At 53.9% G+C, this 18,761-nt stretch carries 18 protein-coding genes and 1 pseudogene; 8 read left to right on the top strand and 11 right to left on the bottom strand.

Features of this window, described 5'->3' with window-relative positions; translation table 11 throughout:
* Both CAP13_RS08525 and CAP13_RS08520 read left to right on the top strand, forming a co-directional pair.
* Positions 1-604 (top strand): ABC transporter ATP-binding protein (locus CAP13_RS08525; protein ID WP_143764935.1); only part of this gene is annotated, 604 nt, incomplete at its 5' end.
* Positions 605-1,247: 643 nt separating this feature from the next.
* Positions 1,248-5,357 carry a Cna B-type domain-containing protein gene (locus CAP13_RS08520; protein WP_179185021.1) on the top strand — a complete coding sequence of 1,370 codons (4,110 nt, stop codon included), beginning with the start codon at positions 1,248-1,250 and terminating at the stop codon, positions 5,355-5,357.
* A gap of 123 nt (positions 5,358-5,480) precedes the next feature.
* On the opposite strand, the gene CAP13_RS10010 is transcribed toward CAP13_RS08520, so the two are convergent.
* Positions 5,481-5,624 carry a hypothetical protein gene (locus CAP13_RS10010; RefSeq protein ID WP_179185020.1) on the bottom strand — a complete coding sequence of 48 codons (144 nt, stop codon included), beginning with the start codon at positions 5,622-5,624 and terminating at the stop codon, positions 5,481-5,483.
* Positions 5,625-6,031: 407 nt separating this feature from the next.
* On the opposite strand from CAP13_RS10010, the gene CAP13_RS08510 reads away from it, so the two are divergent.
* Positions 6,032-6,541 (top strand): helix-turn-helix domain-containing protein, encoded by a 510-nt coding sequence (locus tag CAP13_RS08510; protein WP_085831190.1) that lies wholly within the window; start codon positions 6,032-6,034, stop codon positions 6,539-6,541.
* A gap of 179 nt (positions 6,542-6,720) precedes the next feature.
* Here the strand turns inward: CAP13_RS08510 and CAP13_RS08505 are convergent, their stop codons facing one another.
* The 7 genes from CAP13_RS08505 to CAP13_RS08475 form a co-directional block, all read right to left on the bottom strand.
* Entirely contained in the window at positions 6,721-7,236 is a 516-nt protein-coding gene (locus CAP13_RS08505; RefSeq protein ID WP_085831189.1) for a nucleotidyl transferase AbiEii/AbiGii toxin family protein, read from the bottom strand.
* Entirely contained in the window at positions 7,218-7,979 is a 762-nt protein-coding gene (locus CAP13_RS08500; RefSeq protein WP_143764934.1) for a type IV toxin-antitoxin system AbiEi family antitoxin domain-containing protein, read from the bottom strand. Before CAP13_RS08500 ends, CAP13_RS08505 begins: the two co-directional genes overlap by 19 nt.
* A 906-nt stretch (positions 7,980-8,885) precedes the next feature.
* Positions 8,886-9,467, bottom strand: a complete 582-nt coding sequence (locus CAP13_RS08495) for a hypothetical protein (RefSeq protein WP_085831187.1) — start codon at positions 9,465-9,467, stop codon at positions 8,886-8,888.
* The gene (locus CAP13_RS08490; RefSeq protein ID WP_085831186.1) at positions 9,467-9,853 is read right to left on the bottom strand and encodes a hypothetical protein; all 387 of its coding nucleotides are present in this window, start codon (positions 9,851-9,853) and stop codon (positions 9,467-9,469) included. Before CAP13_RS08490 ends, CAP13_RS08495 begins: the two co-directional genes overlap by 1 nt.
* Entirely contained in the window at positions 9,854-10,135 is a 282-nt protein-coding gene (locus CAP13_RS10385) for a DUF4417 domain-containing protein (protein WP_483862415.1), read from the bottom strand.
* 64 nt (positions 10,136-10,199) lie between these two features.
* Positions 10,200-10,451: a DUF4417 domain-containing protein gene (locus tag CAP13_RS10545; protein WP_218775343.1), complete on the bottom strand. Its 252-nt coding sequence runs from the start codon at positions 10,449-10,451 to the stop codon at positions 10,200-10,202.
* Positions 10,452-10,653: 202 nt separating this feature from the next.
* A complete protein-coding gene (locus tag CAP13_RS08475) occupies positions 10,654-11,214 on the bottom strand; it encodes an ImmA/IrrE family metallo-endopeptidase (protein WP_085831183.1) in 561 nt (186 codons plus the stop codon).
* 565 nt (positions 11,215-11,779) lie between these two features.
* On the opposite strand from CAP13_RS08475, the gene CAP13_RS08470 reads away from it, so the two are divergent.
* Positions 11,780-12,238, top strand: coding sequence for a hypothetical protein (locus tag CAP13_RS08470; RefSeq protein ID WP_085831182.1), 459 nt, complete (start codon positions 11,780-11,782; stop codon positions 12,236-12,238).
* A gap of 70 nt (positions 12,239-12,308) precedes the next feature.
* On the top strand, positions 12,309-12,626 hold the full coding sequence (locus tag CAP13_RS08465) for an RNA helicase (protein WP_085831181.1): 318 nt from the start codon (positions 12,309-12,311) through the stop codon (positions 12,624-12,626).
* A 794-nt stretch (positions 12,627-13,420) separates the two neighbouring features.
* On the opposite strand, the gene CAP13_RS08460 is transcribed toward CAP13_RS08465, so the two are convergent.
* Positions 13,421-14,617, bottom strand: a complete 1,197-nt coding sequence (locus tag CAP13_RS08460; protein ID WP_085831180.1) for a hypothetical protein — start codon at positions 14,615-14,617, stop codon at positions 13,421-13,423.
* Positions 14,618-14,782: 165 nt separating this feature from the next.
* Between CAP13_RS08460 and CAP13_RS08455 the strand changes: the two genes are divergently transcribed.
* Positions 14,783-15,376 carry a 5-methylcytosine restriction system specificity protein McrC gene (locus CAP13_RS08455; protein WP_179185018.1) on the top strand — a complete coding sequence of 198 codons (594 nt, stop codon included), beginning with the start codon at positions 14,783-14,785 and terminating at the stop codon, positions 15,374-15,376.
* A gap of 43 nt (positions 15,377-15,419) precedes the next feature.
* Here CAP13_RS08455 and CAP13_RS10120 read toward each other — a convergent pair whose 3' ends face one another.
* Complete coding sequence (locus CAP13_RS10120) at positions 15,420-15,767, bottom strand: hypothetical protein (RefSeq protein WP_218775342.1); 348 nt, start codon at positions 15,765-15,767, stop codon at positions 15,420-15,422.
* A 473-nt stretch (positions 15,768-16,240) separates the two neighbouring features.
* A complete protein-coding gene (locus CAP13_RS08440; protein WP_218775341.1) occupies positions 16,241-17,128 on the bottom strand; it encodes a LysR family transcriptional regulator in 888 nt (295 codons plus the stop codon).
* 92 nt (positions 17,129-17,220) lie between these two features.
* Between CAP13_RS08440 and CAP13_RS08435 the strand changes: the two genes are divergently transcribed.
* The gene (locus CAP13_RS08435) at positions 17,221-18,255 is read left to right on the top strand and encodes a YeiH family protein (RefSeq protein WP_085831175.1); all 1,035 of its coding nucleotides are present in this window, start codon (positions 17,221-17,223) and stop codon (positions 18,253-18,255) included.
* 307 nt (positions 18,256-18,562) lie between these two features.
* Positions 18,563-18,761, top strand: a pseudogene (locus CAP13_RS08430) (class B sortase); the annotation flags it as partial.

Below are 18,761 nucleotides of genomic sequence, written 5' to 3'. Positions count from 1 at the left end.
GAAGCTCGCGTGCCGCTTCTGGGACGCAACGTCCGGTCGCGTGACCGTGGGCGGCGTCGACGTGGCCACGGTCAACCCCGAGGTGCTGCTGGGGGACTTTTCTATGGTGTTCCAGGACGTCGTGCTGTTCGACGACACCGTGATGGGCAACATCCGCCTGGGCAGACGCGGCGCATCCGACGAGGAGGTGCTCGCCGCAGCGCGGGCTGCCAACTGCGACGGGTTCGTCTCCCGCATGCCGCAGGGCTACGCCACGATGATCGGCGAGAACGGAGCGCGCCTTTCCGGCGGAGAGCGCCAGCGGATTTCAATTGCGCGAGCGCTGCTCAAGGGTGCGCCTATCGTCTTGCTCGACGAGGCGACCGCGTCGCTTGACGTGGAGAACGAGACGGAGATACAACAGGCGCTCTCGAGGCTGCTCGCTGGCAAGACCGTCATCGTAATAGCCCATCGCATGCGCACGGTGGCGAATGCTGACAAGGTGGTGGTGCTCGACTCCGGACGCGTTGCCGAGCAGGGCGCCCCGGCCGGGCTTATGGAGCGGGACGGCCTGTTTGCCCGCATGGTCCGCCTGCAGCGGGAAAGCGCCCAATGGACGCTGTAGGAAATCGCCGGGGCGCTAACGAGGGTTGCCCGTCCCCGCGTCCGAGAGTCATACGAAGACTAGCTTGAGGCCATCCTCGTCGTCCGCGCCGAGCGGGGATGGTGCCGAAACGTCGACATCGCCGAGCGCCCAGGCATCACGAAACCGAGCGTCACCAAGGTGCCGAGGAGGCCTGCCGCATGGAGCACGGCCACGGCAGCGGGCACGTTCGAGAGGCTCTCATCCCACGTGAGGCGGACCCGTTCCTCGGGCCCGCCTCTCTCACAACTTGCTAACTTCTTTTGACAAGTTTGGCAAGTTGTTTGATACGTTGGCAAGTTGATTGTGCTGCGGCGGCAAGAACTCAAGCGAAGGTTCGCTTCACGAAGCCCAAAAGCCAGGCGAAATCGCTTGAGCGAATCCGCCTTGCAAAATCCAGATCACGACTCACAGAGCAAATTTGGCATAAGAGTCATCGTAGCTACTCCAAGGTAGGAAATAGCGTCATAGTTCGCTCGCACCAACGGCGACGCCCAGGGCGTCTCATAGCTCCCATCATCTTTGCCCTCGCCGAATAAGTGCAGGTACTCATCCCCCATCTCAGCACCGAGAGATGCGATTTTTGTTACAATGCGCCTATCATTTGCCTGAAAAAGGAGCTGCAATGAAACTCAAACGTCGCATCTCAATGCTCACCATGGTGATGATGACACTGCTCGTGAGCGCAGTGCCCATCGTGCTGCCAAACTACGCACGCGCTGCCGGTTCTCAAGATAGAACGGCACTTATCAGCCCCACGTTGAAGGGTGTGGTCTCGCAAAACGGTCAGCCGGTCACTGACACCGTGGACCCCAAACAGCCCTTTGATGTGGAGGTCACCTTCAGCTTCCCCATTATCAAAGACACTATGATTGGGTCGCCTGCGGCAGGAGGCATCAGAGATGCATCCCAGCAGGTCAACGATGGTGATTACGCGGAATTCAGCTTGGGTGAGAACTTTAAAGCGACCGAAGCGTCCGGCAACTCCGTTCCCGTCTACCTGCAGGCGCCAGGCAGCCCTGATGACGGCAAGCAGGTTGGCACCATCACGCTCACTCAGGATGGGGACGGCCCTGTCACAGCTCGCATGAACTTCCATGACCCCAACGGGCAGTTTGAGTTCGAAAGCGATGGCAGAAGGGACCTCACGGTCCACTTTACCGGCCATTACCAAGCTTCAGAACAGTCCTCGCAAACGCCCGGCAGCAACAACCGGTTCGTCAAAGTGCTCGATAAGACCTACCCCTTCCCCACCGTAGAAGAGAAGATCCAGTACAGCCTCACTAAAGCGGGCGCCCTGGACGATGCGTCCACCAAAGAGTCCATCACCTGGACAAGCACCGTGAAAAAGACGTCCAGCGCCGGAGCCACCAACCTCGGCGGAGAGACGTTTACCGACGACCTCTCGGCTGTTGGCGAGTACGTCGCGGGAAGCTTTACCGTGAATAACCAGGCCGTTAACGATGCCCTGGTCTATGACGCAGCGACCAAGACCGTGACGTACGTCTTCCCCAATGACTTCCAAGGTTCAACCGCCAAGATTAGCTTTCAAACCAAGGTGCCCGACCCTGCAACCACCACCTCGGTGACCAACGAGGCCACTCTCAAGATTCCAAATACCGAAGAAAAGCGGGGCAAGACCACGGTTGTCGTGCATCACCCGCTCGAACTCAAGAAAAACCTGCAAAAGATTGACGTCAACAAGGACACCGGCGAGCGTGAGCTCATCTGGACCATCATTGCCGGTAACCCATATGAGAGCTACGGACCGGCCTGGGTCGGGGACATCCTCAGTGGGTCGCTTGACGGCCAGGCGGCTCCCAAACGCGTGGACGTCACCTATGAGCACAGCATGACCGGGAAAGACGGCAGCTGGACGCAAGTAACCGATGTGCAGACGCCCGCTGACCCCACATCATTTCCCAAGTTCCCAGAGGGGGAAAACAAGAAGTGTCCGGACCTATCTGCCTACAACGCAGAACTCTATAATCTCGGCGCCGGGTGGCATGAGCCCACCAAGCCAGTACAAGCAAACGATGGGTACAAGCCCGTCGAGAACCGTTGGTTCTTCATCAAGAGTCTCAGTGGCCAGTACCGCATCACCGTCAAGCAGATATATGATGCAAACACTGAGATCGGACCGCTCAAGAATGATGCCGAGATACACACCTGCGCCGAGGTGGTCTATCCCAAGAACCCGCCCGTCTACAGTGGTCTGGCAACCATCGAAAAGCACGCCCTGAAAAGCTATAAACCCACGGTGCTAAACCAGGGGTTGCTGCCATGGTCGGTGACGGTGGACTTCACCAACGTCTTCCCTTCTGACGAGCGCTTTGCCTATGAATGCTTCTATTACGGAAGCGAAGACGCCTTCAATGCAGAGAAGAACGCCCTCCAGGTGCAGGGCTCATTTGACCAGGACCTGCTGAAAAAGCTGATTGCAGGCGAGCGGAACGAGACCTTCTTCAACTTCAATCAGGCGTATGTGCCGGGCTCGCTGAGCTACAAGGACGAGGGCGCCACAGCAAGCCAGCCGGGCACACAGCTTTCCGAGACGGTGCTTCCCATCGTGAATGCCAGCGGCACCAAGGTGGGTGAAATCGTCAAAATCAGCGGGTTCTCGCAAATTAAGAAGTACACCTTTACCCTCAACACGCGGGCACAAAACATCGTCGAGAATCTGCAAAAGACACTGAATGGGTCCTTTGAACTCAGGTATAAGAACACCGCCGTGCTCGCCGTGGGTAGCGGCGCGACCCTCAAGACCCTCTCCGCTGTCGACAGATACGAACTGCCGGGCAATCTCCTCGACAAGTTCGCCATGGAATATGACGCTAACCTTGACAATATGGACGATGTCAGCAAGAACGGCTGGAAGAGCTCGTGGCGGGATTTCATCACCGGGATACCTGAGGTGGAGCCCACCAAGACCTTCAACCACAAGGACCGCACCATCCTCTTTCGCATCGACGTGAACCCACAGGGGCTCAACCTGAGCGATTACCTCGCCCAGCTTGGAGGCACCAAGCCTGCGGGCGACTTCACCAAGCTCACGATTCAAGACTCCCTGCAAGACGGCCTCACGCTGGTGCCTGTCGAGGATGGCGGGCCTGACTACTACCTCTATCAGGCCGAGCCGGGCACGCCTGGCTTCATCGACTACGGCGGCGTCGTTATCCCGGGCGGTGCGCCGTTTGCCTCGTTCATGCCTCCAGGAAAGGCTATTAAGAAGCTGACGCCTGACCAGGCCAAGCTTACGTTCGACAAGGCGAACATGGCCTGGACGTTCAAGCAGTACGACGGAACGCCCTACTTCATCGTCATACGCGCCAAGGTGTCGGAAGACGTCTTTGAGAAGCTCATGAAGAGCACGCCTCAGGGCGAGGAAGTTACCTTCAAAAACAACGTAACCCTCACCGCAGGCGACCAAAAGCTCGCCTCGGCAACAGGCTCTGCCTCGGTCACCTCCACCATGCTTTCCAAGCAGGCGCCAAAGGTGGTGGGAGACCGCCTTGCGTGGAGCTTCGATTACAAGCCGTTCGACATCACGCTTCACGATGTGGTGCTTAAGGACACGCTGGACAAGAACATCGGCATTCCCATTGACGAAAAGGGCAATGCCGTCTTGGAGAATTTCACCATTCAGCGATCCAACAAGCTGGCCGCAAGTGGCGAGTATGAAAACTACACCCCGGTCACCGTGGTGACCGGCACCCCGCAAGACGGCGAGGTTGGGCTTCGCTATGACGTGCACGAGCATGCCATCACCTTCACGCTGCCCGAGACGCCCGAGGGTACGCTGCCCTATGCCTACCGATTCGAGTATGCGACCATCCTCAAGCCGGTCGATTTGACCGCCGATGTAATTAACAACCACGTCGAGCTCAGCGCCGAGCAGGAGAAGCCCGGAGCCAGCGGCCATGCGGAACTGAAGACACAGAAATACGCCGCCTTCGCCACCATTCAGAATTATCCCTACGCCGTCATCAAGAAGGTCGATGAGCAGGGCAACCCGCTCGCAGGGGCCGTCTTCCAGTACACCGATAACACCGGACAAACCGTCACCTCGTTGAGCGATGCCAACGGCGTGCTCTATGTAATCAAACTTGCCGAGGGCACCACCACCGTGACCGAAACGACGGCTCCCGATGGGTACCTCAAGCTCAAGGAGCCGCTGCAGCTTGAGGTGACCGGCAACGACGTCAAGGTGACGAAGGCGCCCAATGACGCCGAAGGCACGGGGAGCTTCGAAAGTCCGCTGCTGGTGAAGAACAAGAAGGTCAAGACGACCACCATCGCCGTCACCAAGCAGTGGCAAAACGACACCCCTGCAGAGCGCCCCTCCTCTATCACCATCACCCTGATTCGCAATGGCCAACCCACGGATAAGACGCTTGTTTTGGATGCCGAGCACGGATGGACGGGAAGCTTCGAGCAGCTCCCGGTGCTCGATGAGGACGGAAACCCCGTGGTCTATACGGTGGACGAGATCGCCATCGAAGGGTACGAATCCACCATCGCCGGCAACCAGGGGGCGGGCTTTACCATCACCAATACCAAGCCGGGCAATCCTCCCGAGCCCGGCACGCCTGAGCAGCCCAAGAAGTCTGAGAAGTCGCCCCTCCCCAAGACGGGCGATACCACCAGCACCTGCGGTCTGGCAGGATTAGCGCTCACCGCCGCGCTGGGTGCGCTCTTCCTGGGGCGTCGCCTTAGCTCAAAGCGCACCAGATAGGCTCAAGGCACCCGGCGCCACACGGCTCGAGCGCCACAGAAAAGCAAGACCGGGAGGGCCCCAAGGGCCCTCCCTTTTTACTACGAGCAGGACATTGTCAGGAGGCAAAATCGGGCCTGGCCCCTACCCTCCCGACTTCAACCCCGCCAGGACCGTCATTTTCTCAACGACCGCCAGGACCGGGAACGCATCCGCTCCACCGTCGCGCACGGGCTCGCGCACCTTGCCCTCGTGCACCCGGGCACCGGCGAGGACATATGCGAGCACGAGGCAGGCATCATACCGATCACCGTCGTGTCCATGTCCATGGTGGCCCTTTGGGCGAGTTCGGACAGGTCGGCGTCTTTCCGTTTGAAATAACCCGCGACCGCGTCGCGGACGAGCTGGGGGTCCGCCCCCCCTCGGAGGCCCTCTGGAAAATGAGGTCGGCCACCGCACGATCGGCGCAATACGCCTTCACGGTGCCCCCTCCCGGGGACTTCGCCTCGACGATGCCGCGCTCGTAGAGATCGGGAGAGGCCCGGTGGATCCTCGCATCGGGATGCTCCCGGGCGAGGCCGTGCGGATACTGGTAATGCGGTTGCATGCACTCATGTTAAGACCCGTTGCTTGCGGCAACGGGGGTGTGCGGAATATAAAAAGGGCGGCGAACAGCTGGAAAGGAGGTCGTTCGTATGTTGAACGAGAACATCAAGGCTCTCAGGAAGGCAAAGGGCCTTTCCCAGGAAGAGCTCGCCATCAGGCTGAACGTCGTCCGTCAAACCGTATCCAAGTGGGAGCAGGGCAGGTCGGTGCCCGATGCCGACATGCTCATCGCCCTCTCGGAAACACTTGAAACTCCCGTGAGCGCCCTGCTTGGCGAAGCCGTCGTTGAGGAGGCCCCTGACGGCGTCAAGGCGATTTCGGAAAGACTCGAGGTTATCAACTTGCGGCTGGCACGGGCGAAGGAGTCCAGGAGGAGGGCCCTGCACTGGTCCTTCGTGGCCCTGGGCGCGATCGTCATCCTTGCGCTCGTCGCCCTGTCCCTCTGGGGAAGCCCCTATCTGGATTGGGGCTTCTCCGATCCTGAGATGGCGGTTGTTGGCACCTTCCCGCATGGCTTCGAGTTCGTTTTCGTCAGGCTTGCCCCCGTGGTCTTCGTTGGGGCGATGGCGGGCGCGTTCGCAACCAGAAGAAAAGGCTAAGCAGGCACACTGAGCGCAGGCTTAGCATGGAGGGGAAGCGGTAGCACAACTTGCCATCAGCGGAGAACACGCTATGAATACCTGCAAGCGACTCCACCGCTTTCGATCGTTTTTGTCGCTGTACTAACCTCCCTCGGGAAGTAGTCACAAGAGCCTCGGGGAGTGACCGCAGTCGCGGGTCAGTGATGGGGAGTATTACTTACTACGTCCATCCCTTGGCAGACCCGCCTGCTTCGGCGTTTGGCGGAAACGGCGACCTCGACACCGGGGCGGAGGGGTGTCTCCCTGGGTTCTATCGGCAGCAGCGGCGACCGGTTCATGTATATGCAGTCGACCTTGACGCTGTCCGGGCCCCAAGCGGAGCTGTAGCCGAGTACGAAGGTCCGGCCGGCATGCCCGCCATCGCCGCCCGACACGGCGTATCCCTGCGACTGCGCGACCTCCTCGATCGAGCGTTCCACGACCGGCCTGTCGGCGAGCATCTCATCCCGGCCGACCGCGCCGACGTAGGACACGTCGATGTCAACCGAAAGCCTCGGCATGTCGAGCATAAAAAGGTTGATGGCCGCGCCGCCATGCAAGGCGAGCTTTCCTTTGAGCGAGGGGTGCTCACCGAACTCTGCGAGAAGGTCGAGCAGGCGCTCCACCTTCTCGACCGTCTGGGGCGGAAAGCGGTTCACGAACGCGTGATCCATGAAGACGTCTCCTCATCGGCGTCGGGGAGGATAAGCCTCCACTCGGCCGAGAACCCGGTCGGGCCGCCACCGGCAGAACCGAGGCGGTAGGGCCCGGAGCCGATCATGTCCTTGAGGGCTTGCAGGCACTCCGGCGCGACGTGCCAATCGGCTGCCTTCTCGGTGAGGAGCCAGCCGACGCGGGCGGCCGCAGACGGGCCGGCGGCGGAAACTATTCCGAACAGCGCATCGGCGTCGATGTAGGCGAAGGCGCTGACGCCCCTCACGGCCTCCTCAGCGCCCCCGGACCTCTGCGGGGAGCAGAGGCAGTCGACAATCGTCTGCTCGCGGGTGGCCGCACGCCTGCGTGACGATTTTCCGCGGATGAGCGCCGAGCGCGCATCGCCGACGGGCCCGCAGGGGACGTAGCGGATGCCGCGGAACTCGAAAGGCTTCCTCACGGCGTCCGACCTGAACTGGCACTCGAAGCCGACGTTGTGCGCGACGCCGTGTGCCTCAAGGGCGGAATGGTACGAGAGCACGGCGCCCGAGTCGGCTGCGGCGACAACGTCGTAGGGGTCCACGCCAGCTCCCTCGAAGCGCCCGTGGTTGGACACGAGAAGCCCGCGCCGCACCCTCTCGACAGAACCGCGCCGCACGGCCTCGCGCAGCTGCTGCTCGGCAGCGACCGGCGAGTCCATCGCGGCCATGAGAGCGCCTGTTGTGAACGCTTGGTGCTTCGATATGTACTTAGTGAACTTCATGTTGCAGATATTACCATGCAACCCAAATGAAATACATGGGTTTCGGTACTATGTTAGCAACTTTTGCACGTTAATGGCATCCACCCGTACAATCACATCCATCTCATCGCCAATCTCGCGGTCCAGTGGAGGGCCGCTCGCTCCTGCTGATTCGACCGGTCAAGAGAGGCCGGAAACGGTAGGTGGAATCGACATGAATGGGTGCAAGGCGAACATCGCCGCCGTCCTTTCCTCTTCCGGAAGGCCCCTTGCCTCTGCAGAACGCCGCGCAGGTTCTACGGGGAGGCGTCGCAACCCCTGCGGCCCTGTCCATCGACGCCGTACGGTTTGTCCAAAACCGTGCAAGAGGTGGTAGCCGCCAGTCACATGAAAAAACACTACATGCAAAAGCGGGAAATCACCCGAAGCCTACTCCCACTCAATCGTTGCATAGGCCGTTTCCATGTAGTCAGCATGGCATCTGACCTGCATTTATATTTATTCTTCCATCGCGAAAACCGTGTAGTCACCGTGTAGTCAGGGGTGACTACACGGAATGTAGTCACTTCGGGAGAGTATTTTCGAGCGATACGAGAATAGAGCCTTTGAGCTGCGGAAACGGCATTTGGTTGCGTGCAACTGACTACATGCCCGATGCCAGCGGAAATGGAGCCCGGGGTGCTCCAATACGAGAGTATAGATTTCCCATAGGAGAATAATGCTTCTGAGCTGAGAAAATGCGATTCGTCGGGGACGAAGCTGACCACATCGCAAGAGTCACCGGTACAAATGCGTGGACCGAGTTATATTCTTCAGCCACATTCTTCTCCCTGTTGTATTGCGGTATCGCGAAAGCGTTAAAGTGCTTGGACATGAGTTGGAGACGCCTCCACTGGGGCAGCGTGAACCAGCGGAGGCGTTCGGGGACTACAGCGGTTGGATTTCTGTACGGAACTTGAAATGGGTCGTCGGATCCTCTTCGAGGTCGTCCTCCCAATTGACTGATTCGTCGTAGAGGAGTTCATCGATGCTTTTTCCCCGCTTGATGACGATCATCTCGGAGAACCAGACCTCCTTGTCGAGCATTATGAAGCCGGATTTCGTGCGAAGGGCGATCGCCTGTGGGTATTCCAATTTCGCGACGAGCGTCCCATCGCCGTAGACCTCCGCGATATCGTTGATGACGGAGACTCCGTTGACCACCTCGTTGATTTCGAAAACGGTGGTGTCGGTTCCCACCTCGGGGATATCGAGGGTGTCCTTCGTTGCCTTGGCGATGGACAGCAGTCCGAACTCCTCCAGCGAGCCGAGCTCGTCGACGACGATTTCGTGAAGTCGGTTGTTGACGTCGACGTCGAAGCCAGCGAAGTGCAGCCTCACTGTGTTCCAACTGTTGTCGGGAGGGGCGGCCAAGACCGCATCAATGGTGAGCAGCCGAGAACCCTTCATCTGTTTCAGCAGTGACTCCTCCGTGCGGTTGAATCTCTTGCTTGTATGCTCCACGTCCATCACTTCCCCTTCTTCTTGACAAAGTGTATCTTCTGCGACTTTATTCCCGAGACGTTCTTGACTTTCAGTTCAACGACAGGGGAACCATCTTTTGATGAGGATACGTACCTATGCGTGACAACGCTGCCGTCTCTCATCCTGTACGTCATCCCTTTCCCCTCGATCGGTATCGCGCTTACCTGACCTCTACTTGCTATGCTGGCGAACTCGGCAGCAGTCCGCGCAGGGTTGGCTGACTCGATATTCCGGGTGTGTTTACGGCCTTTGCCGGGATGGCCGAAATAGCCTTTGGACGTCACAGGAAATTTTGATGTTAGATCGGCAATATTGTCGACCAGCTTATTTCCGCCACGGAGCGCGGCGATGTCACCACTTCCGGTGCCCATTTACGCATCCTTCTTCGAGAATGCTTTAGCAGTATCGGTGTCGTATTGAACAATCTCGATGCCGCGTTCCTTCGCCAGTGCAAAGACCGGGCTCTTTGCGGAACCGTAAACTACTATCCGCTTCGGAGTCAAGGCGCTCAGCATCGGTTCGAAACCCGACTCGAACACTTTCCGGGCGTCCTTATCCCTCATAGCGCCGGCGGTGCCGACGGCTATGGTGCCTCCTGGCTCGATGCCGTCGAACGCGAAGGAGAATGTTTCCTTCATACCCAACGCACACACGGGATTACAGGGACTCCGTTTCGCTGCAGCCAGGCACCGATTTCGCGGTTCTGACCGATACTTTTTAGCTGCCTGTAGAGTGGATATCCCAAAAGACACTGTAGTCGGGGGAAAGGACGCCGTCGAACTTCGCAAGTATTGGCAGATAGCGCCAAGGGTTATTCAGCAGCCGTGTAAACCGAGAATCATGAATGAAGAAGTGAACCCAGCCGCTGTGGTCCTTGCTTGGCACGGCTTTGTCAAACGGTATGAGCGAACTCGGACAAGCATTAGTCCTATAGATAGTGGGGAACTCCCACTGGCCCGCAGGCTTCATACCTTCGATGAAATCCGATCTCATCGAAGTCCGATAGGATTCATAGTTCAAAAAATCGTGCCCTTTCAACATTTTTTGGCATGAAATTCAAATGGTTGAAAGGCATGATGTGCGATACTTTCAAGTGCCACCGTGATGTTTCGCGCATCACACCGGTAGCCGCCTCGATTATTCTTGGCGGCTACATATTTTTTAATAACTCTCAAGGCAACCACCCCCTCTGGTCGTACATGCCGATGATCTCGTATTCGTATTCGAAGCCGGTTTTGCCGCATCGGCATCTGTTGTTCGCACGCTCGAGAGCTATCCGGGCGGCTTCGCAGCTGATCTGGAAGCAATTCCGCACTTCGTGAACGCTTGCCAATTTTAATTTGATGATGATGGGGATGGGTGCGAGCATGTACGCGTCAAAGTACTCCGCCTCGGTTTCATAGGGTTCGTCATCACTTGGGTGCTCAAGCCAAATGTGAGCGATCTCATGGGCGATGCTTTGCTTCATCCTGCCTTTGTTGGCATTCTGGTTGTAGCAGATGAACGTCGTGTCCACCTCGTATTCACCAGGAACGATGGTGAACGCATCCTTCGAGGCGTGAAGGAACGCTTGTCGCTTTGCAAGGGGAATGGACGAGTATGATCTCAACACTACCCCCATCCGGCCAGCTAAGGCGAAGACGTCAAGGGGGTACCTGCCAACGCCATACGTCTCCATGAGGTCGGCGACCTCGCGGTTCAATTCCTCATATCTGGAAGGGCTTAGGTACAAGAATTCCTCCTAGTCGCCGATAAGGGCGTTGATGAGATACTTTTTTTGTTCTTTGGTGATGCTATCGGCGTTGCGTGCTACCAGCCTAATCGCATGTAGCGCCGTTTTCCGTCTCGTTAAGCCGCATTTTGCTGCTCATATGCAGGTAGTAGGTCAATTCAGCCTCGAACACGACCCCAGACTCCGATACGACCAGACTCGCGGCCTCAACCATTCCGCGTAAATGGGGGCGCTTCCATCTTGAAGGCGAGTATATGGCATCGGGGCATTGTCGGTTCGCCCTCCGGCGATTCACCGTATCCGCCGCCTCGCACTATCGTAGCCCCTCCGCACCTGCGCACAAGCCCCTCGATACGCTCCGCAAATGCCGTGGCCTCGGCGTCTGACTTACGGAGCTGACAACCCCAAGCTCGTACAGCTTCTTGAAGCAATTGACCACGGTCTCGCCGAAGTCTTCAGTCTCATTCATAAACGCTTCGCTGGGAGTCCCGAAGTACAAGCGATCGATTGAAGTATCAAGAGCTACGGCGATTTTCGCTAGCGTTGGTAAGCCAATCTGAAGGCGGTGAGGACGATACGCGCTAGCAGCTCAGGCTACGCCCGTGGCACCTCAGGCTCGCTCCAGTGCGCACTCGAGCAGAACGAGTACGCCGCCAGGGTCGCCGAGAACGAGGCGAAATTTAAAGCGGAGGCCGACAACGCGCCTCTCATCGATCCGCTGCACATCGCGGAGATAGAGGCTGGAGGAGCGAAGTTCACACGTGAAGGCGTCGTGTTTACTGCTCGCGATGCGACGGGTCAGGTCATCTGGCTCGAAAAAGGCACCAAGATTGCCGGCTTCGATCACTTGAAAGCACGAGGGCACATCGCCCAGCTCGCCAAGCACCTCGGCGTGAGCGAAGGCGACGTGCCCAAAACGCTGAGGAACGTCATACGCGATGGGCGCATCGTCTCAAACAAGACCGTCAAACGCGGCAACCGCATGGGTTCGAGCGGAAATACGAATACAATGGCAAACATGTAGTCTTGGCTGCCATCGGGACAAACGGCTTCCTCGTTACCGCGTACCCGGACGACTAGTAAGGAGAGCATCAATGAGAACAGTAAAGTTGATGCTCGATTATCTTCAGGGCCCCATCTGGACGAGCGACGTGGAAACGGGCAAGCCCCGCACGGGCATAGCGGTCGTAGATAACGACGAGATTCTTCGCAAAGTCAACTTCGAAATCACGAATCTCTATTCTTCCTACTACGAGTTTGATTCCCGCGACCAGGCCTGCTGGTTCAACGAGGAACAGGAGAGGGTCGACAGGCAGAAGATGCTCGATCTTTTGGGCAGACTCAACGCCCGGCTCGCCGAGATCAACGACGGCAGCTTCGAGGTGGAAGACCTCGAAACCTCACGCGTCTAGGCTCTGTAGCAACTCCACGGCTCCAGCATCCCTGCGGATGCCGGAGCCCCACTCATCCCGTGTCTGACCCGAGCACCTCCAGTCCACTCAACGGCTCAGAGGGCGCTCATTTTTGCCAAAAACAACCCGCGACTATTCTGTTTTGCACCAAAATCATGTACAAATTATCCCGCTCGAAGCGTTTTAAACCGTAGAAAAGGGTGTCCTCAAAGTCACGAAGACACCCTTTTCTACCTGCACTTATGTTGCTATTCGCTACCTTCTGTCGCGAACCGTAAACCCTATCGGCCTACTCCCAATCGATTGTTGCGGTTGTCGTCATGGTTCCACCTGATTCCAAGTCGTGCCATCTCGTTCGCCCCGTGTTACCTCTTCCGAATCATTCCCGAATCAACCGTTGATTCGGACGAAAAAGCATAATTGCACCTTTGCTGGGAAAGCGCGCTTCTCGGACTTGATTATTCCCCGAAATCCCAGCGGGAGTAATAGCGGGTAGCTTAAAAATCGGCCTCGATTCTCGAATCAGCATCGAGCGGACACTAATTGAGAACGATAATCTAATTTGAAATTTAACAGTTAAGGAGACGAGTGCTTTCTAGCGCACTCCTTCGATGATACCTTCCGCTAGCTGCTATGATGGTTTCAGCCAACAAAGAATGTACCCGGGCGCCCACCTGATTCTTTGTTTGGCGACGATTCTGTCGGGTGGGCGCTTGGGCGGATAGGATGATCATCCATGACGCAAGCGAATCCGATGCCGTTATCGACTCGCTTGGAATCTCTATCAAACTGGTTTATCTATTCATCAAGAACGTGTTGATCCACTGCACATTGGCGATGTCGCACAGCAAAATATTACCCGCTTGCTGCAGCTGGAAAGCTTCCTCTGCCTGATGAAGCTGCCTGCTCGAAAGCTTGACGGACTCCCGCGCACTCGATTCGATACCCATAATGCTGCCGCGAATGTAATCGAGCTTCATTTCCATGGACATGACGGCTTGTCGGGTTAAAGCGACTTCGTTAGTCAGCCGGTCAATCTTGTTTCCCATGACGCCGAATGCCTGCATGGTCTCCCTGTGGCGCAACTCTTCTTCATAACGGTCGATACAACCGTCCAGGTCGATAGAGGATAGATTGCGGGCTATTCTGATGAACGCCCCTACTGCTTCAAGGCTGCAATAATCGCGCGGATACCAGGGGTCTACGCTGCTCAGATACGTTTCGTATATCCTGTGCATCTCGTCGACCTGCTCGCTCACTATTCGACGGGTCTCTTGGTTGCTCCGTTCGGCTTTTTCATTGTGATCCCTATAATCTTTTCTGCGTTTCTCGATCTCGGCGTATCTTTCCCGATACTCAGCCAAGTTTTTTTCGTTGCGCTCCTTCGCCTTTTTAGTTTTAAGGGCGATGTATCTATCGCATTGCTCTTGCAGCAAGTCGGCGTCGATCGAAAGGACGAATCGGGGTTTGGCGGCACCGCTTTGGCCCGTAGATGGTGTGGCAATCGTCCAAGAGTACCGTCCCTCAAGGGGAAGGTTGAAGCGGTTCAATCCAAAAATTCTGGATCTCCGATCGAACGATCTGTTCAACGCATCCAATTGAGCCTTGAATCGCTCGGCTTCTCGTTCGTGGAATCTCATTTTGAAGTAGCCGGAGTGGTTCGATTTGTATAATGCACCGGACCACTTTTGCTCGAGCTCCTTATAGACGAGGCCCGCAATACAATACTCGAGCTCCTCTCGAGCCATGCTTTCAATCGTGCGTTCTGTTTGGGAGGAGAATGCTAACATGGGTGCAAAGTCGAACATGATATCCGAATCGAACGGTGCTTCTGCAGCGCTCAGGAGACGGGGACGCGTTGGAAGCTCCGGCAGTTTTTCCCAAATAGGGACGTACTTGCACTCTTTAATCTTCCGGATGCACTGCGAGTAGTCCCTCATCAGAGACTGAGCATATTCCAGATTCGCGATGAGGTCGTCGGAGCGGCGCATATCCATCCTTCCCAAGAAGGTAATTTCATACCATTATACATATCTGATGTGGGAATCGCTTCGACCATCATTCGACACGGCACCTATCAGTCCAAGATCGCCTTCAGGTGTTTCTGATGGCTCGCACTATGAGAAGCGCGGTAATGGCGAGCCAGTTTGCATCGAGTGGAGTCCCTACGCTTTCATCGGAACAACAGGTCATACGAGCTGCTGATGGGCGTGTGCTGCATGATTATCAGCCGCCAGCTCGCCACGCAGGATTCGGGCGACGTCCACTTCGCCAGCTTTGTGGACAATCAGGAGCTGCACGCCCTCTATGAAAAGTTCGTGCTCGAGTACTTCCGGCGGCACCACCGAAACCTGCACGCGTCCGCCAAGGAAATCCCGAGACAGGCTTCCGACGGCGCCCCCGGGTACCTCCCGAGGCTGCAAACGAACATCACGCTCTCATCGTCAACGAGGACGCTGATCATCGACACGAAATGCTACAGCCGCATCCTGAAGACCAACGCCTTCGGAAACGAGATCCTGTCCCCGGCGCACCTCAACCAAATCGAGTCGTACGTGGCGCATGAGCAGTTCGACAACTCGAAGGAGGTCGAGGGCATGCTCCTGTACGCGTTGACCGATCGCGATGAAGAGAGAAGCGAGCATTGGCAGGAAGTCGGCATGGACCTCTACTGTTACACGCTCGACTTAGGACGTGAGTTCCATGAAATCGAAATACAACTGGACAAGATAGCCGCTCTTCTCGGCTGACTTCATTAGCGCATCGAGCTGAGTCGATTACCCCCGCTCCATGTCAGCAATCATGGCGCGCACCTCCCTTCGGGTTGAAGTAGATCTCCTCGAAGATCTCGTTGCTCACACGGCCGGCAATCACCTTGCAGCCGCGCGTCTCCATCACCTCGTTGAGCTCCCGGATGATTCCGTAGGCCTTCGAGCGGCAGACGCCGAACCTGTCGGCCACCTCCGCCGCCCTGTCCATCTCCCCCGAGGCGCTAAGGGAAGTGCCCCTAGAATCCAGCAGGCAGACTCTGGAACTGCTTTTCAGGCTGAACGAGGAGCTCGGGCTTACGCCGATGGAGTTCGACGGGACGATGGTGCTCGGCTTCGATGCTTCTGCGAAGAAGTCACCCAAGCTCGACATCGCAATCAGGGCGTGGAAGGAAATGCTTGATTCGGTGAAGGCGGGGGGAAGTCACCCCAGAGGAGCTCGACGCCTGGAAGGCTGAATTCGGCGCCTGAGCAAGCCACTTGGGGAATAATTGCGAATCAGCCGGAAATCCGCGTTTCCGCGCTCGGGAGTTGTTGCAGGTGGCGTGGCATGCATTGAAACGCTGTGCTTCGCTCTGCGTTGCAGTGAATAGTAGCAGGTGGCTTTGCGATATCGCCTTTCCGTTATTCCCACTCTTCTTTTCCAAACGTCCGATATATCCCAAACCATTCAAAATTTTTCTATTTTAAAATCAGACTTTGTTCTTATATCTAAGTTTATTATATTGCTAAAAAATCACCTAATATAAAACACCTTATAACTAGGAATTAGCCAGTTTTTTTGCTTTTATAAAACTATATTTTTCTTTACCAATCTTAGCCTAACCTATTACTATGAAATTTTTTCTAATAAAAAACTTCAGCTATTTGCAAATACAAATCAGTAAATATTGAATTTTTTCTGGCAACAAGGGATATATCATGAACTAGATTGAAATCTTCTAGGTCCACAACCATGAGAACACCTTCTTCTAGTTCTTTTTTTACACAAGATTCAAAAATAAAACTTATGCCACAATCCGACTTGAGCATTTCTACTATGGAGCGCATATTATTTATTTCTATGATATTTGCAAAATCTTTCGTATCAATATTGTCCATGCTTAGAAAATTTTTTAATATAGCTAAGGTACCAGATCCGTCTTCTCTAATAATAATTCTTTCATCTAATAAGTCTGTTAACTTTTTTACTTGTTTTTTAAACTTGTGGTACTTGTGGCTGATGCAAACAATCCTATCGCTTTTGTATTGTTTAATAAAATAATCACTAGATCTTATAAATCCCTCTATAATGGCAAAGTCTATCCTCCCACTATCAATATCACTTAAAATCTCGTCCGTATTTTCATAATAAATTTGGAAATCACAAGAAGTTTTTTCTTTAATCAAGGCTATAAGCTTATCCAATATTAGATATTCTCCGACCGATCTAGTAAAACCCAAGGAAATTTTTTCACTTTTAGTTTTTTTCTCAGCTAATATAACCTTCAACTTATCTTGATCATTTGACATAGAAAGCAAAGCAGATTTTAGAATCTTGCCTTCATCTGTTAGACACAAATTCCTCTTACTTCTATAAAAAAGTTTACAATTATAATAGTTTTCGAGATATTTAATATGAGTAGATATGGCTGGCTGTGTTATATTAAGGCTTTCAGCAGCCCTTGTAAAATTCATATATTTACATACTTCCAAAAAACTTTCTATCCTAAAATCTAACATAGTATCCTCCACATTTATCATAATAAATTTTTATCATATAGTAAATAATTATAATTTTACATTATATTTATTTATTATATGATAAAAAAACGAAAGGAGAATATATGATAAAATCTATAGAAAAAAATATAAAAGGGATTATTCTCTGCCTTATAATTGCAATAATATCCCAGATAATCGGCAAAAAAATCCCACTAGTAGGCCCAGCAGTCTTTGGTATTCTAATTGGAATGGTCCTAGGTCAAATTATAAAAGACAAAAAACCTTATATGGGTGGTGTGAGATTTACATCAAAGAAAATCCTTCAATATGCTGTAATCCTCCTTGGGTTTGGACTTGATCTTGGAATTGTTTTAAAAACTGGTAAACAATCTCTTCCAATCATTCTATCTACCATATCAACATCACTTATAATCGCATACCTAGCCTACAAGTCTGGACTTATAAAAGGAAATATTGCAACACTTGTTGGTGTTGGATCATCAATTTGTGGAGGCTCTGCAATTGCAGCTGCCGCTCCAGTTATAGATGCAGATGAAGATGAGATAGCCCAAGCCATATCTGTTATATTCTTTTTTAATATCTTAGCTGCTATTTTATTTCCAAGCCTAGGTCGTATGATTGGATTTTCTACTATCGATGGTCATGCCTTTGGTATATTTGCAGGATCTGCTGTTAATGATACATCATCAGTTACAGCATGCGCATCAACATGGGATACACTATTTAATCTAGGTAGCCAGACACTTGACAAGGCTGTAACAGTAAAATTGACTAGAACCCTAGCAATAATTCCAATATGCTTAGGACTAGCCTTCATTAGAATGAGAAATGCTGAACAAGAAGCTAATAAAAAAATATCCATAATACAAATCTTCCCATTCTTTATAATCTACTTCATCCTTGCAAGTTTGATTACAACCATAGCCCTAGCCAAAGGAGTAAATATTGAATTTTTCAAACCCTTTAAGGACTTATCCAAATTTTTTATTGTAATGGCAATGTCAGCTATTGGTTTTAATAGTGATATAGTAAAGCTATTAAAATCAGGAGCTAAGCCACTAGCCTTAGGAGGAGTGTGCTTTATATCAATCACATCCATAACCCTAATACTAGAAAAAGTACTAGATATCTTATAAAATAAATCTTTTAGAAACTGGCCCTAGTAGTTAGCAATAAAACTAACTACTAGGGCCAGTTTTTTTATTGACGAATTGTCAAATCAAATGCAACACCTATGGTAAGAGACCAAAGCTTACCCTTTATAGATATTTTTACTCTCATATTTCCTTTTAAGTCGGCTTTTTTTAACGCCACTGTTTTGCTCTTTTATTAAAGAGTGCAACATTTCAGCATATCTGCTTCACTTGCATATTTAAAAGATATCTGCTCATCTGTGAGGCCCTGGGCGCTTGCCCGGGGCCTCCCCTGCGAACGGGGGAGGACATGAACAAAGGGAAAGCCGCCACGGCGCTCGCCGTCGCCGTCGCGTTGCTGGCGCTGGCGGCGCTTGCCGTCCTGCCGCAGCCCGAGAGGAACCCGTACGGGGTGCACGAGGCGCCCGCTGCGGAAGAGAGCGCGACAATGGGGGCGCAAGAGACGGGAGGCGGCATCGGCTGGGACGCCCTTCCCGCCTCCGGCGCCG

The organism is Collinsella vaginalis, from assembly GCF_900176655.1.
GTDB classification, from domain to species: Bacteria; Actinomycetota; Coriobacteriia; order Coriobacteriales; family Coriobacteriaceae; genus Collinsella; species Collinsella vaginalis.
The sequence above is the reverse complement of the archived record's forward strand: the minus strand, read 5'-3'. Positions and strand labels throughout refer to the sequence as shown.

Excerpts from the sequence above, each read along its gene's own strand:
- CAP13_RS08520 (WP_179185021.1), top strand. The coding sequence starts at position 1,248 with ATGAAACTCAAACGTCGCATCTCAATGCTCACCATGGTGATGATGACA.
- CAP13_RS08510 (WP_085831190.1), top strand. The coding sequence starts at position 6,032 with ATGTTGAACGAGAACATCAAGGCTCTCAGGAAGGCAAAGGGCCTTTCC.
- CAP13_RS08505 (WP_085831189.1), bottom strand. The coding sequence starts at position 7,236 with ATGGATCACGCGTTCGTGAACCGCTTTCCGCCCCAGACGGTCGAGAAG.
- CAP13_RS08500 (WP_143764934.1), bottom strand. The coding sequence starts at position 7,979 with ATGAAGTTCACTAAGTACATATCGAAGCACCAAGCGTTCACAACAGGC.
- CAP13_RS08495 (WP_085831187.1), bottom strand. The coding sequence starts at position 9,467 with ATGGACGTGGAGCATACAAGCAAGAGATTCAACCGCACGGAGGAGTCA.
- CAP13_RS08490 (WP_085831186.1), bottom strand. The coding sequence starts at position 9,853 with ATGGGCACCGGAAGTGGTGACATCGCCGCGCTCCGTGGCGGAAATAAG.
- CAP13_RS10545 (WP_218775343.1), bottom strand. The coding sequence starts at position 10,451 with ATGAAGCCTGCGGGCCAGTGGGAGTTCCCCACTATCTATAGGACTAAT.
- CAP13_RS08465 (WP_085831181.1), top strand. The coding sequence starts at position 12,309 with ATGAGAACAGTAAAGTTGATGCTCGATTATCTTCAGGGCCCCATCTGG.
- CAP13_RS08460 (WP_085831180.1), bottom strand. The coding sequence starts at position 14,617 with ATGCGCCGCTCCGACGACCTCATCGCGAATCTGGAATATGCTCAGTCT.
- CAP13_RS10120 (WP_218775342.1), bottom strand. The coding sequence starts at position 15,767 with ATGTCGAGCTTGGGTGACTTCTTCGCAGAAGCATCGAAGCCGAGCACC.
- CAP13_RS08435 (WP_085831175.1), top strand. The coding sequence starts at position 17,221 with ATGATAAAATCTATAGAAAAAAATATAAAAGGGATTATTCTCTGCCTT.